The sequence below is a fragment of the Massilia mucilaginosa genome (genome assembly GCF_011682145.1).
In the GTDB taxonomy this organism is placed as follows: Bacteria; Pseudomonadota; Gammaproteobacteria; order Burkholderiales; family Burkholderiaceae_D; genus Telluria_A; species Telluria_A mucilaginosa.
The window spans coordinates 16396-30240 of sequence record NZ_WHJH01000003.1; the positions used below are offsets into that span (position 1 = coordinate 16396).

Annotated in this window: 22 protein-coding genes; all 22 read left to right on the forward strand. The window is 58.0% G+C overall.

Translation table 11 applies throughout. The features are described from left to right. Positions 1–420, forward strand: coding sequence for a 50S ribosomal protein L16 (gene rplP, locus F2P45_RS03985; RefSeq protein WP_054265827.1), 420 nt, complete (start codon positions 1–3; stop codon positions 418–420). Positions 421–432: 12 nt separating this feature from the next. Beyond that, the gene (rpmC, locus tag F2P45_RS03990; RefSeq protein ID WP_054265828.1) at positions 433–624 is read left to right on the forward strand and encodes a 50S ribosomal protein L29; all 192 of its coding nucleotides are present in this window, start codon (positions 433–435) and stop codon (positions 622–624) included. Continuing rightward, positions 621–893 carry a 30S ribosomal protein S17 gene (gene rpsQ / locus F2P45_RS03995; RefSeq protein WP_054265829.1) on the forward strand — a complete coding sequence of 91 codons (273 nt, stop codon included), beginning with the start codon at positions 621–623 and terminating at the stop codon, positions 891–893. The genes rpmC and rpsQ overlap by 4 nt, the downstream gene beginning before the upstream one ends. A gap of 470 nt (positions 894–1363) precedes the next feature. Further along, entirely contained in the window at positions 1364–1732 is a 369-nt protein-coding gene (gene rplN, locus F2P45_RS04000; RefSeq protein ID WP_008444317.1) for a 50S ribosomal protein L14, read from the forward strand. A 9-nt stretch (positions 1733–1741) separates the two neighbouring features. After that, positions 1742–2056, forward strand: a complete 315-nt coding sequence (gene rplX, locus F2P45_RS04005) for a 50S ribosomal protein L24 (protein WP_099873836.1) — start codon at positions 1742–1744, stop codon at positions 2054–2056. A gap of 6 nt (positions 2057–2062) precedes the next feature. Then, a complete protein-coding gene (rplE, locus tag F2P45_RS04010; protein WP_054265831.1) occupies positions 2063–2602 on the forward strand; it encodes a 50S ribosomal protein L5 in 540 nt (179 codons plus the stop codon). A gap of 4 nt (positions 2603–2606) precedes the next feature. Beyond that, on the forward strand, positions 2607–2912 hold the full coding sequence (gene rpsN / locus F2P45_RS04015; protein ID WP_054265832.1) for a 30S ribosomal protein S14: 306 nt from the start codon (positions 2607–2609) through the stop codon (positions 2910–2912). A gap of 14 nt (positions 2913–2926) precedes the next feature. Continuing rightward, positions 2927–3322, forward strand: coding sequence for a 30S ribosomal protein S8 (gene rpsH, locus F2P45_RS04020; RefSeq protein ID WP_054265833.1), 396 nt, complete (start codon positions 2927–2929; stop codon positions 3320–3322). 12 nt (positions 3323–3334) lie between these two features. After that, the gene (gene rplF, locus F2P45_RS04025; RefSeq protein ID WP_054265834.1) at positions 3335–3868 is read left to right on the forward strand and encodes a 50S ribosomal protein L6; all 534 of its coding nucleotides are present in this window, start codon (positions 3335–3337) and stop codon (positions 3866–3868) included. An 11-nt stretch (positions 3869–3879) separates the two neighbouring features. After that, on the forward strand, positions 3880–4242 hold the full coding sequence (gene rplR / locus F2P45_RS04030; RefSeq protein WP_054265835.1) for a 50S ribosomal protein L18: 363 nt from the start codon (positions 3880–3882) through the stop codon (positions 4240–4242). A gap of 12 nt (positions 4243–4254) precedes the next feature. Next, positions 4255–4773, forward strand: a complete 519-nt coding sequence (rpsE, locus tag F2P45_RS04035; protein ID WP_054265836.1) for a 30S ribosomal protein S5 — start codon at positions 4255–4257, stop codon at positions 4771–4773. 10 nt (positions 4774–4783) lie between these two features. Beyond that, on the forward strand, positions 4784–4972 hold the full coding sequence (gene rpmD / locus F2P45_RS04040) for a 50S ribosomal protein L30 (RefSeq protein ID WP_054265837.1): 189 nt from the start codon (positions 4784–4786) through the stop codon (positions 4970–4972). A 28-nt stretch (positions 4973–5000) separates the two neighbouring features. Beyond that, positions 5001–5432, forward strand: coding sequence for a 50S ribosomal protein L15 (gene rplO / locus F2P45_RS04045; protein ID WP_054265838.1), 432 nt, complete (start codon positions 5001–5003; stop codon positions 5430–5432). A gap of 32 nt (positions 5433–5464) precedes the next feature. Then, positions 5465–6799, forward strand: a complete 1335-nt coding sequence (gene secY / locus F2P45_RS04050; RefSeq protein ID WP_166870764.1) for a preprotein translocase subunit SecY — start codon at positions 5465–5467, stop codon at positions 6797–6799. Between the two features lie 36 nt (positions 6800–6835). Further along, complete coding sequence (gene infA, locus F2P45_RS04055; RefSeq protein WP_005663428.1) at positions 6836–7054, forward strand: translation initiation factor IF-1; 219 nt, start codon at positions 6836–6838, stop codon at positions 7052–7054. A 37-nt stretch (positions 7055–7091) separates the two neighbouring features. Beyond that, entirely contained in the window at positions 7092–7205 is a 114-nt protein-coding gene (gene rpmJ / locus F2P45_RS04060; protein WP_010394471.1) for a 50S ribosomal protein L36, read from the forward strand. 28 nt (positions 7206–7233) lie between these two features. Beyond that, complete coding sequence (gene rpsM / locus F2P45_RS04065; RefSeq protein ID WP_166870766.1) at positions 7234–7599, forward strand: 30S ribosomal protein S13; 366 nt, start codon at positions 7234–7236, stop codon at positions 7597–7599. A 12-nt stretch (positions 7600–7611) separates the two neighbouring features. Next, the gene (gene rpsK, locus F2P45_RS04070; RefSeq protein ID WP_008444339.1) at positions 7612–8016 is read left to right on the forward strand and encodes a 30S ribosomal protein S11; all 405 of its coding nucleotides are present in this window, start codon (positions 7612–7614) and stop codon (positions 8014–8016) included. Between the two features lie 229 nt (positions 8017–8245). Continuing rightward, positions 8246–8869: a 30S ribosomal protein S4 gene (rpsD, locus tag F2P45_RS04075; RefSeq protein ID WP_054265841.1), complete on the forward strand. Its 624-nt coding sequence runs from the start codon at positions 8246–8248 to the stop codon at positions 8867–8869. Positions 8870–9002: 133 nt separating this feature from the next. After that, positions 9003–9980 carry a DNA-directed RNA polymerase subunit alpha gene (locus tag F2P45_RS04080; RefSeq protein ID WP_126077545.1) on the forward strand — a complete coding sequence of 326 codons (978 nt, stop codon included), beginning with the start codon at positions 9003–9005 and terminating at the stop codon, positions 9978–9980. Between the two features lie 109 nt (positions 9981–10089). Then, positions 10090–10485, forward strand: a complete 396-nt coding sequence (gene rplQ, locus F2P45_RS04085; RefSeq protein ID WP_099873839.1) for a 50S ribosomal protein L17 — start codon at positions 10090–10092, stop codon at positions 10483–10485. A gap of 257 nt (positions 10486–10742) precedes the next feature. After that, on the forward strand, positions 10743–13823 hold the full coding sequence (locus tag F2P45_RS04095) for a M66 family metalloprotease (protein ID WP_187367136.1): 3081 nt from the start codon (positions 10743–10745) through the stop codon (positions 13821–13823). Positions 13824–13845: the final 22 nt, after the last annotated feature.

Here is a 13845-nt window from a genome sequence, read left to right on the forward strand (position 1 = left end):
ATGCTGCAACCAGCACGCAGGAAGTATCGTAAAGAGCAGAAAGGCCGTAACACCGGCATTTCGCACACCCGCGGCACCGCTGTCTCGTTCGGTGAATTCGGTCTGAAGGCAGTTGCCCGCGGCCGTATCACAGCACGTCAGATCGAAGCAGCTCGTCGTGCCATGACCCGTCACATCAAGCGCGGTGGTCGTATTTGGATCCGTATTTTCCCGGACAAGCCAATTTCGAACAAGCCAGCTGAAGTCCGTATGGGTAACGGTAAAGGTAACCCGGAGTACTACGTCGCTGAAATTCAGCCAGGCAAGGTACTGTACGAAATGGACGGCGTCGACGAGACGCTGGCCCGGGAAGCGTTCCGTCTGGCCGCCGCCAAACTGCCACTGGCGACGACGTTTGTCATCCGCCAAGTCGGCCAATAAAAGGAGTCGTATATGAAAGCAACAGAACTCCGCGGCAAAGACCAGGCAGCTCTTCAGAAAGAGCTGAATGATTTGTTGAAGGCACAGTTCGGCATGCGCATGCAAATCGCAACGCAGCAGCTGAGCAACACTTCGCAACTCAAGAAGGTACGCCGCGACATCGCGCGTGTGAAGACTGTCATGAACTCGAAGGAAGCCAAATGACCGAAACTACTAAAGTCGCCCTGAAGCGCACCTTGGTCGGTAAAGTGGTTTCCGACAAGATGGACAAGACTGTTACCGTCCTGATCGAGCGTCACGTCAAGCACCCGCTGTACGGCAAGATCATCATGCGTTCGAACAAGTACCACGCGCATGACGAAACCAACTCGGTCAAGACCGGTGATACGGTCGAGATTCAAGAAGGTCGCCCGATCTCGAAGACCAAGGCTTGGACTGTTACGCGTGTCGTGCAAGCGGCGCAGGTAATCTAAAAGTCTAGCTAGTTGCGGGACAGGGCGTGGTTTACCGCTTTCGCCCTGTCCTCAACTGATCAGATTGGTTGCGGGACAGGGCGGGGTTTACCGCTTTCGCCCTGTCCTCAACTGATCAGATTGGTTGCGGGACAGGGCGGGGTTTATCGCTTTCGCCCTGTCCTCAACTGACTAGAGCCAGGCAGCAGCAGAAGTACCAGTAGTGCCGGATGGGGGTGTCGCATTTTTGTGCGGCAGCCAGCTTCCGGATAAAAGTTCTTGCGGGCCCGCCAGTATTGTGTGATACTAGCGGGCTTCGTTCATGTAACGCCGCATTTATCAGTCACCCCGGTGGCAGCGGCCTGCAACGAAAGTTTTTGGAAAGTCCATCACCCAATCAATCGACCCAGCAGGGGAGGTTGGCGGGACCAAGACTGACCGCAGGCCCACATTGTGGGGATTCTTCGGCTTAAGTTGGGAAAGAGAATACTATGATTCAAACTGAAAGCCGGCTCGAAGTAGCCGACAATACCGGTGCCAAGGAAGTCATGTGCATCAAGGTATTGGGCGGTTCCAAGCGCCGTTATGCTGGCATTGGCGACGTGATCAAAGTAACCGTCAAGGTTGCTGCGCCACGCGGCCGTGTCAAAAAAGGTGAAATTTATAACGCTGTGGTTGTGCGTACCGCTAAAGGTGTGCGCCGCCAAGACGGCTCCCTGGTGAAGTTCGACGGCAATGCTGCTGTTTTGCTCAACGCCAAGCTCGAGCCGATCGGTACCCGTATTTTTGGACCAGTCACGCGCGAACTGCGCACTGAAAAGTTCATGAAGATCGTGTCCCTGGCACCTGAAGTCCTGTAAGGAGTCGTAATGGATAAGATTCGTAAAAACGACGAAGTCATCGTTCTGACCGGGAAAGACAAGGGCAAACGCGGTGTTGTTCAGCAACGTATCGATGCTGAGCATGTCGTGGTTGAAGGCGTCAACGTCGCTAAAAAAGCGACCAAGCCGAACCCAATGACCGGTGTAACTGGTGGTATCGTCGACAAGACAATGCCGATTCACGTGTCCAACGTTGCATTGTTCAATGCAGCGACTGGCAAGGCAGACCGCGTGGGCTTCAAAGACGTAGACGGCAAGAAAGTCCGCGTTTTCAAGTCCTCCGGCGAAGTAGTGAAGGTTTAAGACATCATGGCCCGTCTCCAAGCATTTTATAAAGATAAGGTCGTTGCCGACCTGGTCGCCAAATTTGGCTACAAATCGGCAATGGAAGTCCCGCGCCTGACCAAGATCACCCTGAACATGGGTGTTGGTGAAGCCATCGCCGACAAGAAGGTTCTCGAGCACGCTGTCGCCGACCTGACCAAGATCGCCGGCCAGAAGCCAGTGACCACCAAGTCGCGCAAAGCGATCGCGGGTTTCAAAATCCGTGAAGGCTATCCAATCGGTACCATGGTCACCCTGCGCGGTGCCCGTATGTACGAATTCCTGGATCGCTTCATCACCGTGGCCCTGCCGCGCGTGCGTGACTTCCGTGGCGTCAATGGCCGTTCGTTCGATGGCCGTGGCAACTACAACATCGGTGTCAAGGAACAGATCATTTTCCCTGAAATCGAGTACGACAAGATTGACGCGTTGCGCGGTATGAATATCAGCATCACGACAACCGCCAAGACCGACGACGAAGCGAAAGCTCTGCTCGCCGCCTTTAAATTTCCGTTCAGAAACTGAGATCATGGCAAAACTAGCACTGATTAACCGCGAACAGAAGCGTGCAGACCTGGTGGAGAAATTCGCCCCGAAGCGTGCCGCTCTGAAAGCCATCATCGACGACCAGTCGAAGTCGGAAGAAGAACGTTATGAAGCCCGTCTGAAGTTGCAGGCTCTGCCGCGCAACTCGGCCCCGACCCGCCAGCGTAACCGCTGCGCCGTGACCGGCCGTCCACGTGGCACATTCCGTAAATTCGGTCTGGCCCGTATCAAGCTCCGTGAATTTGCCATGCGTGGTGAGATTCCGGGTATGACTAAAGCAAGCTGGTAATAGGAGAATAAGCAATGAGTATGAGCGATCCTATCGCCGATATGCTGACCCGCATTCGCAACGCACAAGGTGTTCAAAAGACGACCGTGGCCATGCCATCGTCGAAAGTTAAAGTAGCGATTGCTGTCGTCCTCAAGGACGAGGGTTACATTGAAGATTTCGCCGTCACCGCAGCTGGTGGCAAGGCGGAACTGAAGATCGGTTTGAAGTATTACGTTGGCCGTCCGGTCATCGAGCGTTTAGAGCGTGTGTCCCGTCCGGGCCTGCGCGTCTACAAAGGCAAAGATGACATCCCTACCGTGATGAATGGCCTGGGTGTGGCGATCGTGTCGACCCCGCAAGGCGTCATGACGGACCGCAAAGCACGCGCCACCGGTGTCGGCGGCGAAGTTATTTGCTACGTGGCTTAAGGAGTATCGACAATGTCCCGAGTAGCTAAAATGCCGATCGCTGTCCCAGCTGGCGCCGATGTGGCGATCACTGCAGCAGCGATCACCGTCAAGGGCCCGTTGGGCACCATGACCCAGGCCCTGAACGGCCTGGTAAAAGTAGAAAACAAAGATGGCACGCTGAGCTTCGACGTCGTCGACGACAGCCGTGAGTCGAACGCGATGTCCGGCACCTTGCGTGCCCTGGTCAACAATATGGTGACCGGCGTGACCAAAGGCTTCGAGAAGAAGCTGTCCCTGGTGGGCGTGGGCTACAAAGCCCAGGCCGCCGGCGACAAGCTCAATCTGTCGCTGGGTTTCTCGCACCCTGTTGTGCACTCGATGCCAGCAGGCGTGACTTGCGCCACCCCAACCCCGACCGAAATCATCATCAAGGGTATCGATCGTCAACAGGTTGGTCAGGTCGCTGCAGAAGTGCGCGCTTACCGCTCCCCTGAGCCTTACAAAGGCAAGGGCGTCCGCTATGTGGACGAAGTGGTTAAGCTTAAAGAAACCAAGAAGAAATAATAGGGCTGACCATGGACAAGAAAGAATCACGTCTGCGTCGTGGACGCCAGACCCGCATCAAGATCGCGGAACTGAAAGTAAATCGTCTGTCGGTACATCGTACCAACCAGCACATTTACGCCAACCTGATCAGCCCGGACGCGAAAATCCTGGTCTCGGCGTCCACCGCCGAAGCCGAAGTTCGCGCCGAGCTGGCAGGCAAGTCCGGCAAGGGTGGCAATGCCGCCGCTGCCGCCTTGATTGGCAAGCGCGTCGCCGAGAAAGCACTGAAAGCAGGGATTACCGAAGTTGCGTTCGACCGCTCCGGTTTCCGTTACCACGGCCGTGTGAAGGCGTTGGCAGAAGCCGCGCGTGAAGCCGGTCTGAAGTTCTAAGGAAGAATCGTCATGGCAAAAATGCAAGCGAAAATGCAAAGCGACAAGCCGGATGATGGCATGCGCGAAAAGATGATCGCGATCAACCGCGTGACCAAAGTGGTCAAGGGTGGTCGTATCATGGGTTTTGCAGCACTGACCGTTGTGGGCGACGGCGATGGCCGTATCGGCATGGGCAAGGGCAAATCGAAAGAAGTGCCAGTTGGCGTGCAGAAGGCAATGGAAGAAGCCCGTCGTAACCTGATCAAGGTTCCTCTGAAGAACGGTACTTTGCACCACACAGTTACCGGCCGTCACGGCGCATCGAAAGTAATGATGATGCCAGCCAAGCCAGGTACCGGCGTGATCGCGGGTGGCGCCATGCGCGCTATCTTCGAAGTAATGGGCGTAACCGATGTCGTGGCGAAATCCACGGGCTCGTCGAACCCTTACAACCTGGTCCGCGCTACCCTGGACGGTCTGTCGAAAATGAGTACTGCAAGCGACATCGCCGCCAAGCGCGGCAAGTCGGTTGAAGACATTCTGGCTTAAGGCGGACAAAATGACACAAGCTACCAAAACAGTCAAAGTTCAGTTGGTCATGGGCCTGATCGGCACGCGCGAATCGCATCGCGCCACCGTTCGCGGTCTGGGTCTGCGTCGCGTCAACTCGGTTTCCGAGCTGGAAGACACCCCTTCGGTGCGCGGCATGATCAACAAAGTTTCGTACCTCGTTAAAGTTGTTTCGTAAGCCTTCGGGCTTATGAACGGAGAAAACAATGGAATTGAATACAATTCAACCAGCTGAAGGCGCCAAGCATTACAAGCGCCGCGTAGGCCGTGGTATTGGTTCGGGCATCGGTAAAACCGCTGGCCGTGGCCACAAAGGTCAGAAGTCGCGTTCGGGCGGTTTCCACAAGGTCGGCTTCGAAGGCGGTCAGATGCCTCTGCAGCGCCGTTTGCCTAAGCGTGGTTTCAAATCGCTGAACGCAACGTTCAAGGCTGAAGTGCGTCTGTCCGACTTGAACAACCTGGCGGTCGGCGATGTCGACATCCTGGTGCTCAAGCAAGCAGGCGTTCTGCAAGTGCTGGCGCGCGATGTGCGCGTGATCCTGTCCGGCGAGATCACCAAAGCGGTGAACCTCAAGGGCTTGAAAGTAACGGCAGGCGCGAAAGCGGCCATCGAAGCAGCTGGCGGCACGGTAGCGTAAGTTGCAGGCTAACAGCTTGATCGGAGCATAAATTGGCGACTAATTCACAACTTGGTAAAAGTGCGGCAGCCGGTTTCCCATGGAGTCGGCTCTGGTTTTTGCTTGGCGCGTTGGTCGTGTATCGTCTGGGTACCCATATCCCTGTTCCAGGGATTAACCCGGATGTACTGGCTGAGACGTTCAGCAGGAATCAAGGCGGCATCCTGGGCATGTTCAACATGTTCTCGGGTGGCGCGCTGGAGCGTGCAGCAGTCTTCGCTCTCGGTATTACGCCGTACATTTCGGCTTCGATCATCATGCAGCTGGCCGGCCTCGCAATTCCGGCCGTCGAGGCATTGAAGAAAGAAGGCGAGTCCGGACGCCGCAAGATCACCCAGTACACGCGCTACTTCACGGTCGTGCTGGCACTGGTGCAGGCAACCTTCATCGCCGTCGGCCTCGAAGCATTGCCGGGCCTGGTGATCGATCCTGGCATGGCCTTCCGTTTCGTGGCGGTTGTTTCGCTGCTGACCGGTACCATGTTCCTGATGTGGCTGGGCGAGCAGATTACCGAGCGTGGCCTGGGCAACGGCATTTCGATCATTATCTTTGCGGGTATTGCCGCTGGTTTGCCATCGGCGCTGAGTAGCTTGTTCTCGCTCGTGTCGAACGGTGCCATCAGCAGCCTGTCGGCGATTTTCATCATCCTGCTGGTCGGATTCGTTACTTTTGGTGTGGTATTTGTCGAACGTGGCCAGCGCAAGATCCTGGTCAACTATGCGAAGCGCCAGGTTGGCAACAAAGTCATGGGTGGTCAGACCAGCCATTTGCCTTTGAAGCTGAACATGGCCGGCGTGATCCCGCCGATCTTCGCATCGTCGATCATCTTGTTCCCGGCCACCATCGTGGACTGGTTCACGAAAGGCAAAGATTCCAGCACACCGGTAGTCGGTTTCCTGAAAGACTTGGCAGCATCGATGGGGCCAGGCGAGCCTATCCATGCTCTGTTGTATGCAGTGGCAATCGTGTTTTTCTGTTTCTTCTATACGGCGCTGGTCTTTAACAGCAAGGAAACAGCGGATAACCTGAAGAAGAGCGGTGCCTTCGTGCCGGGGATTCGTCCCGGCGACCAGACGGCGCGTTATATCGACAAGATCCTGATGCGCTTGACACTGGCCGGAGCGGTGTACATCACTTTAGTGTGCTTGTTGCCGGAATTTATGCAGGCCCGTTGGAAAGTGCCATTCTATTTTGGCGGTACTTCCCTGTTGATTATTGTGGTTGTCACCATGGACTTCATGGCTCAAGTACAAAACTACGTCATGTCGCAGCAATATGAATCGCTGCTGCGCAAGGCAAATTTCAAGGGCGGAATTCCGACGCGCTAACCGGCGGTTACCGCGAACCAGGAGTGTACAGACCGAATGGCAAAAGACGACGTCATACAAATGCAGGGCGAGATTCTTGAGAATCTCCCTAATGCAACGTTTCGAGTAAAGCTGGAAAACGGGCACGTGGTGCTCGGACACATTTCGGGTAAAATGCGGATGAACTACATCCGCATCCTGCCCGGCGACAAAGTCACGGTGGAGTTGACGCCGTATGACTTGAGCCGGGCCCGCATTGTGTTCCGGACCAAGTAAATTTAAGTAATCAATCCGAACATAAGAGAGTGCAAATATGAAAGTTCTCGCATCAGTCAAGCGGATCTGCCGCAACTGCAAGATCATCAAGCGCAAAGGCGTCGTCCGCGTAATCTGCGTGGAACCGCGTCACAAGCAGCGTCAAGGTTAATTTAACGTTATTTATTGAGGAATAACGAATGGCACGTATTGCAGGGGTTAATATCCCCAATCATCAGCACACCGTAATCGGCCTCACGGCTATCTACGGTGTTGGCCGCCCACGCGCACAGAAGATCTGCGCTGAAACGGGTGTTGCGACCAACAAAAAGGTCAAGGACCTGGACGACAGCGAACTGGAAAAACTGCGTGATGCCGTCGGCACTTTCGTAGTCGAAGGCGATCTGCGTCGTGAACTGTCCATGAACATCAAGCGTTTGATGGATCTGGGCTGCTACCGCGGTATGCGTCACCGTAAGGGTCTGCCTTGCCGCGGCCAGCGTACACGCACCAATGCCCGTACTCGCAAGGGTCCGCGCAAGGCCGCACAATCGCTTAAGAAATAATAGGACAACACCATGGCTAAGCAACAAAGCAGCGCCGCAGCAGCGCGCGTTCGCAAAAAAGTTAAAAAGAACGTCGCTGAAGGCATCGCACATGTCCACGCATCGTTCAACAACACCATCATCACGATCACCGATCGCCAGGGCAATGCCCTGTCGTGGGCGACGTCCGGCGGTGCTGGCTTCAAGGGTTCGCGTAAATCGACCCCGTTCGCAGCGCAGGTTGCGGCAGAAGCAGCAGGCAAGGTCGCTGTCGAATGCGGCGTGAAGAACCTCGAAGTACGTATCAAGGGCCCAGGTCCTGGTCGTGAATCGGCTGTTCGCGCTTTGAACAACCTGGGTATCAAGATCACCGAAATCCAGGACGTGACGCCAGTGCCGCACAACGGCTGCCGTCCACCAAAGCGTCGTCGTATCTGATACGGCCCGCTGGCGACCGGAACCTCGTTTCCGGCCGTTTGTTGTAAATTAGTCGTTGATGATCGCCGGCGCAGTCCCCGAATAGGGTATACTGCCCGGCTGTTGTCGCCTGTCGCGGTCTTTTCGCACAGGTTTCTTGTCAGCCACCGTCTGGCGCATTGCGTACGGACTAGCGCCTGGCCAGCATCACAGGATGCCGCCGGGGCGTCATTATTCTAAAGGAAACATTGTGGCACGTTATATCGGACCTAAAGCAAAACTGTCCCGCCGTGAAGGTACGGACCTGTTCCTCAAGAGCGCACGTCGCTCGCTCGATTCGAAATGCAAACTGGACGTCAAGCCAGGCCAGCACGGTGTCAAATCCGGTGCTCGTACCTCGGACTACGGCAACCAGCTGCGCGAAAAGCAAAAAGTCAAGCGTATGTACGGCGTTCTCGAGCGTCAGTTCCGCCGCTACTTCGCTGAAGCAAACCGTCGCAAGGGCAACACCGGCGAAGCGCTGCTGCGTTTGCTGGAAGCGCGTCTCGACAACGTCTGCTACCGCATGGGCTTCGGCTCGACCCGCGCTGAAGCGCGTCAGCTGGTCAGCCACAAAGCGTTCACCGTCAACGGTAACGTTGTGAACATCGCTTCGTACGCTGTCAAGACCGGCGACGTCATCGCCGTTCGCGAAAAGTCGAAAAAGCAAGTGCGTATCGTTGAAGCCCTGTCGCTGGCTGAACAAGTTGGTATGCCTAGCTGGGTTTCGGTTGACTCGAAGAAAATGGAAGGCACCTTCCGTTCGTTCCCAGAGCGTAACGAAATCGCTAACGACGTCAACGAATCGCTGATCGTCGAACTGTATTCGCGTTAATACTCGGCTCGATTGCGCGGCTGTCAAGCCGCGCAATGACCCGATTCCCCGCCCGCTCCCTGGAGTGGGCGTTTTCACTAATGCCATCAGCCTTATCGGTGTAATGAGCCGAGGGTATTGAAAAGGACATTTCATGCAAAACAGTCTGTTGAAGCCACGTATTATCGATGTTGAAACGCTCGGTGCCGGTCACGCCAAAGTCGTGATGGAGCCGTTCGAGCGTGGCTATGGCCACACATTGGGTAATGCGTTGCGCCGCGTACTGCTGTCGTCGATGGTCGGCTATGCGCCAACCGAAGTGACGATCGCCGGCGTCGTCCATGAGTATTCGTCGCTGGACGGCGTGCAAGAAGACGTGGTCGACCTGTTGCTGAACCTGAAGGGCGTGGTCTTCAAAGTCCACAACCGCGATTCCGTCACGCTGACCCTGAAAAAGGAAGGCGAAGGCGCGATCCTGGCTTCCGACATCGACCTGCCGCATGACGTCGAACTGATCAATCCGGACCACGTGATTGCCCACCTGACCGCTGGCGGCAAGCTGGACATGCAGATCAAGGTCGAAAAAGGCCGTGGCTATGTGCCGGGCAACGTCCGTCGCCTGTCGGAAGACACCAACAAGACGATCGGCCGCATCATTCTGGACGCGTCGTTCTCGCCGGTGCGCCGCGTGTCGTACTTCGTCGAATCGGCCCGCGTCGAACAGCGTACCGACCTCGACAAGCTGGTGATCAACATCGAAACCAATGGCGTGATCACGCCGGAAGAAGCGATCCGTCAATCGGCGCGCGTCCTGGTCGATCAACTGAACGTGTTCGCGGCGCTGGAAGGCACCGAAGCGGCTGCCGAAGCGCCTTCGCGCGCACCGCTGGTCGATCCGATCCTGCTGCGTCCGGTCGACGACCTGGAACTGACCGTGCGTTCGGCCAACTGCCTGAAAGCGGAAAACATCTACTACATCGGCGACCTGATCCAGCGTTCGGAAAACGAACTGCTCAAGACGCCGAACCTGGGCCGCAAGTCCCTGAACGAAATCAAGGAAGTGCTGGCATCGCGCGGCTTGACCTTGGGCATGAAGCTCGAAAACTGGCCACCAGCCGGCCTCGAGAAGTAATTTGCAGCACCGTCCGGGACAGGGGTTCCGGGCGTATCAATCCATACCAACCGGCCCGCGCTGAAAGGCGATCGAAGAGCTGGATTTAAACAACTCGAAAGGAATTACCATGCGTCACCGTCACGGCCTTCGCAAGCTGAATCGTACTTCGTCCCACCGTCTGGCAATGCTGCGCAACATGACCGTTTCCCTGCTGCGTCATGAAGCCATCAAAACCACCGTGCCAAAAGCCAAGGAACTGCGCCGCGTTGTCGAGCCAATCCTGACGATGGGCAAGACCGACACCCTGGCAAACAAGCGTCTGGCATTCGCCCGCCTGCGCGACCGCGAAATGGTGTTGAAGCTGTTCGCCGAACTCGGCCCACGCTACGCAAACCGCAACGGCGGCTACCTGCGTATCCTGAAAATGGGTTTCCGCGTTGGCGACAATGCACCAATGGCTTACGTTGAACTGATGGACCGTCCAGAAGTCACCGAAGTTGAAGACGCACCAACCGCTGAGTAATCGGCGCGGTACGTAAAAAAGCCAGGCTTTGCCTGGCTTTTTTTACGTCCGCACGCCGGCGGGAGCCTATGCATCGCCCAAAAAAGCGATGAATGTATGCATTCTAGGTGGAAATATCACAAGAAAAAAGCATAACAAGAGATGCTAAATACTTATCCAAAAGTCGGGTATTTACATAAAGATAATACTTTACTGCAAGACTTTGAGCCTCTACACTGTTGCCTCCCAGAATTTATACATACAAATAGGAGACAACATTGAATACAACAAAACGGATCGTGTGCGTGGCGATTCTTGCAGCCTTCGCCGGGTGCGGCGGCGGATCCGGCAATAACAACGTCGTCGGGACGCTTGGCGACGCCATGCAGCCCGGTGCCGCCACGCCGCCGGAGGCCGCTACGCCAGCCGTGCCCGAGGTGACGCCAGGCGCCCCCGTGCCCCCGGTTAGCGGCACGCCCCCGGTCGATAACGTGCCCCCGGTGGGCGATACGCTTCCACCCGGCACCGTCATTCCCGATGGCTACCTGCCCCCGGTCAGCGGCGTGCAGCCAGGCGCCAGCGCGCCCGAGGCTGCCGTACCGCCGGCAGTGAGCGTGCCTCCGGTCGTCGTGCCGCCAGCGGTCGTCGCGCCGCCAGTTGCCGTCGCGCCGCCAGCCGTCGTCGTGCCGCCAGCGGCCGTGGTGCCGCCAGCGGTCGTGGTGCCCCCGGTGGTCGTGCCGCCGGTGGCCATACCGCCAACGGTCGGCGTGCCTCCTGTCGTGAGCGTGCCGCCGGTGATCGTCCCGCCGGCGCCGGCCCTTGCTTTCCCTGAACCAAACTCGGCCATATACGACCGCGGCACGGCGCTCGCTTTCTACGACACTACCGCCAATGGCCAGCCGCGTGCCGTACGCAAAGACCTGCAAGGGCCGTTCGGCGCAATGGTCCAGTTCGTTCAGAGCCACGTTGTCAACCCGACCGGCAACGAAGCGGCGAATTTGCCGCGTCTGACCACCGAGCGCGATGCACTGCTCCTGATTACCCCCGACCCCGCTTTGGGCAATGTGGAAACCCTGCAACTGACCGTGACGGTGGATGGCGCCGCCAGGCCGCTGCTGGCCATGCGCGCGCCGCAGGCTTTGTTCACGGCCGACCGCCCCGGCACCGACGAGCGTCACGACGTGGTGTACTCGCACAAGGCCTGGTCGGTCGTGCTGCCCTGGAACTGGGTCAAGCCGGGCATGACCTTGAGCGTCCGTGACGACAAGGGCCGCACCGGCACGCTCGGCGCTGCCGCGATCGACTTCGCCGCACCTGCCGAACTTGTCATCGCCAGCATCCAGCTCGGCATGCTCGCCGACCCGCCGGCCAGCAGCGGCCACTACATGCTGACCGATGCCGCCGCCGCCGCCACCGACTACTTCCAGACGGTCCCGGTATCGAAGCTGACCGTGGCCGCCTACGAGCCGGTCAAGCTGACCCGCGTCATGGTCTCGAGCGGCGTCATCTACGATGTGGCCAGCGCCACCAGCGGCGACGTCTACGGCGGCGACATGCGTGCCGATACGGCCAAGTCCACCTTCAGTACCGGCATCAACATGGCGAACTGGGGCGTTACCAGCTCGAATATGCAAAGCCAGAAACAGCCGCACATCACCCAGGCGGCGACCATCCATCATGCGCGCGGCAAGTACACCAACGGCCTCGTCACTCACGGCCTGAGCGGCGGCAATGGGATCCTGACCCTGATCGACTCGGTGGGTAACGAATTCAGCCATGAGATCGGCCATCATTACGGGCTCGGCCACTATCCTGGCCAGGTCGGCGCCAACTGTTTCGATTGCGCGCATCACCATGACAGCGGCTGGGGTTTCATTGCCAACCGCAACCATATGCGCGCCAACCTGAACTGGGGCAGCAAGAGCCTGGGCGACGGCAGCAACGGCGTTCCCAATTTTGCCAAGCTGTACCCGTTCGGATGGGACTCGATGGCCGGCGGCTTTTCGTCGAGCAGCATGTCGCGCTACACCCACTACACCGGCTACAGCACCAGGCACAAGATCCAGCCGGCGCTGAACAAAGCGGTGTTCTCCGCGGACTCGCCGACCGGCTACCGCAAGTGGAATGCCACCATCCGTGCCATGGAGAACACTGCGCCGGCGCTGCCAAGTTCGACTACCGAGTGGTACAACACGAGCGACGGCAAATTTGCGCCACCACGCAAGCATGGCGTGCCGGTCTGGACCATTCTCGGCGGCTACGACCCGGTCGCCGCAGTCGGTCTGCTCTACCCGGCCGCCCGCGGCAACTGGGGCAACACCTTCGACCTGCCGCAGCCGGTCGCGAATGCCAGTGCGCGCCAATGCTGGCTGAGCGTCGACTATGCCGCCGCGCCGAGCAAGAAGATTACGCTGGCGCCCAACCGGATGGGCGTCAACGCCAACAAACTGCACGTCCAGCTGGCCCAGGATGAGCAGCCGACCCAGGCGAAGCTGTTCTGCCAGGAACCGGGCGCGACAGCCAAGGAACTGTCCGCGATCGCCATTCCCGGCAATCTTGCCGCCATGGCGCCGGCAGTGCGGGTCGGGCGCGAGTTCGGCTACGCGGCGCTGCGCAAGGCTGAAATGCCGCGCTTCCAGACGGCACTGCTGGCATTGTCCGGAAGCAAAGTACTGGCACTCGACACCAGCACGGCCCTGTTATTCGACAGTTATGCGGACAACTTTGCCAACGAATTGAGCAGCGCAGCACGGGCCCAGCTCGAACGCTATCAGGCCCAGAACGATGTCGCGCGCCGCCTGAACCGCTGGATGTTTGCGTACGCCGCCAAGCTGGAGCAGAAGGATCCCGCGGCCCAAAGCGCCTTGCTCGCACTGATCGAGAAACTGGGATTGAAAAGCACGCCGCAGATGCCGGCCGGCCAGTTGATCAAGAACGGAAGCAATTGCCTGAAGACTGAAACGGTCGGCAACGCATTGCAACTGACTATTTCGAATGCGGCCGGCTGCAGCGGTCAGCAAACCGAAAGCTGGGTGCAGGACGCCGCCGGCCGCATCCGTAGCGGGGCCAGGCTCGACCAGTGCCTGACCGACATGGGCGGCAGCAATCGCGTGACCCTGTCGACCTGCAGCCCGCGTGCCGACAACCAGGTATGGGATACCACCGTGGCGGGGGCGGTCAAGCGCGGTACCCGCTGTTTCGACCTGGCCAATGGCTTCCTGACCAACGGCCGTGGCAACCTCATCACTTATGGATGTACCGGCAACGCCAATCAGAAGTGGACGGGGCTGACCATGAGCGAGAACTTGCTGTTGCCGCTCACCGATGCGGCGAACGTGAAAAACTTGCCGTCCAGGTAAGGCGCCGGCGCGGCCTTCCTGG